Consider the following 2,133-nt stretch of genomic DNA (forward strand, 5'->3'; position numbering starts at 1 on the left):
GCCCGCGCAGGCGCCGGCGGCCGGCCGGCACCCGGTCGGCGGTCCGCTGCTGTCCCTGGCGCTGGCCGCGATGATCGACGGCGTGCACGCCCACTCCGGCGCGGTGTACCTGCTCTCCCCCGACGAGCAGGTACTGGAGATGGCGGTCATGGCCGGACTGCCGCGCGCCTTCGCCGCCCCCTGGGAGCGAGTGGCGCTCAGCGCGCCCGTCCCGGTCTGCGACGCGGTGCGCGAACGCCGGCTGGTCTGGGTCCCCGACGAGGAGGAGATGGCCCGCCGCTACCCTCGTGTCTCCGTCGTGCTGCCGTACCCCTTCGCGCTCGCCGCGCTGCCGGTGGCGACCGGTGGCACGGTGTACGGCGCGGTCTTCGTCACCTGGCCCGGCACCCACTCCCCGCAGCTGTCCGACCGGGAGCGGGAGCATCTGACGTCGGCGTGCGAACGGCTGGCGCTGCGGCTCGAGCGGGCCGCGCGGGACGGCCGGCCGGTGCTGCCCGAACCGGATCTGCTCGCCGCGCCGCTCGTCGGGGGCGTGGCCGGCACCATCGGCGCGGTCGAGGCGGCCCGGATGGTGTCCCGGCTGCCGTACGGGCTGTGCTCGCTCGACCTGCACGGCCGGGTCGCCTTCGCCAACCCGGCGGCGGCCGAGCTGATCGGCGAGCGGGTCCCGAGGCTGGTGGGCCATCAGCTGTGGGCGACCGTGCCGTGGCTCAACGACCCGGTGTACGAGGACCGCTACCGTGCCGCGCTGTTCAGCCAGCACCCCACGTCGTTCGTGGCGCTGCGCCCACCGGGCGACTGGCTGTCGTTCCGGCTGTACCCCAGTACGACGGGGCTGAGCGTGCGGATCACCCGGGCCGGGACCATGTCCGATATGAGCGGGAGCGGGCCGCGGTCCGGGGACCGGCCCTCCCGGCTGGTCACCATCTCCCAGGTGCTGACCCTGGCCAGCGCGCTGACCGAGGCGGTCGGCGTGGAGGACGTGGTGCAGCTCGTGGCCGACGAACTCGCCCCGGCCGTGGGCAGTCAGGCAGTGGTCGTGCTCGGCTCGCGGGCGGGCCGGCTGCGAGTGCTCGGACACCGCGGCTACCCCGATCCCCGGGTGGTGGAGCGGTTCGACGGGACACCGCTCGGCGCGGCCACACCGGGCGCGCACGCACTGACGACCGGGGTGCCGGCGTTCTTCGCGTCACGGGAGGAGCTGGAGCGGCTGTATCCGGCGCGGTCCGCGAGCCCCGACGGATTCGCGGCCTGGGCGTACCTGCCGCTGATCGCCTCCGGGCGCCCGGTGGGCACGTGTGTGTTCGCCTACGGCGAGCCGCATCCCTTCTCCACGGACGAGCGGGCGGTGCTGAACAGCGTGGCCGGGCTCGTGGCGCTCGCCCTGGAACGGGCCCTGCTCTACGACGTCAAGCACCAGCTCGCCCACGGCCTCCAGGCCGCCCTGCTGCCGCCCTCCCTGCCGCCGCTGCCGGGCATCGACGCGGCGGCCCGCTATCTGCCCAGCACCCGGGGCATGGACATCGGCGGCGACTTCTACGACGCGGTGCCGGTGCCGGGCGGGGCGGCGGCCGTGATCGGGGACGTACAGGGGCACAACGTGACCGCGGCCGGGCTGATGGGGCAGATCCGCACCGCGGTACGGGCCTACACCACCGTCGGCCAGACGCCGCAGGAGGTGATGCGCAGCACCAACCGGCTGCTGATCGACCTCGGCGTGGAGCTGTTCGCCAGCTGCCTGTATCTGCGGCTCGACCCGGCGAACGGGCGGGCCGTGATGGCCCGGGCCGGGCATCCGCCGCCCCTGCTGAGACGGCCGGACGGGCGAGTGCGGGTGCTCGACCTCGCGGGCGGCCCGCTGCTCGGCATCGACGCGTCGGCCGGATACCCGACGACCGAGGTCGAACTCGCGCCCGGTTCCGTCCTCGTCCTGTACACCGACGGGCTCATCGAGTCCCCCGGCGTCGACATCGAGGACGCGCTCGCCGCCCTCGGTCACCGTCTCGGCGAGGCCGGGGAGCTGCCCCTGGACGAGCTGGCCGATGTCCTCGTCGGCCAGGGCGCGAGTGCGGAGGAGCGGGCGGACGACGTGGCGTTGCTGCTGTTGCGGGCTCGGGCGTGAGGGGTGCTCCG

1 protein-coding gene is annotated in these 2,133 nt (G+C 74.9%); it reads left to right on the forward strand.

All coding sequences use genetic code 11. The features are described 5' to 3' along the window. Positions 1 to 2,122 (forward strand): SpoIIE family protein phosphatase (locus tag CCN42_RS09760; protein ID WP_107427571.1); only part of this gene is annotated, 2,122 nt, incomplete at its 5' end. Positions 2,123 to 2,133: the final 11 nt, after the last annotated feature.

It is taken from the genome of Streptomyces glaucescens, assembly GCF_002154375.1.
Classification (GTDB): domain Bacteria; phylum Actinomycetota; class Actinomycetes; order Streptomycetales; family Streptomycetaceae; genus Streptomyces; species Streptomyces glaucescens.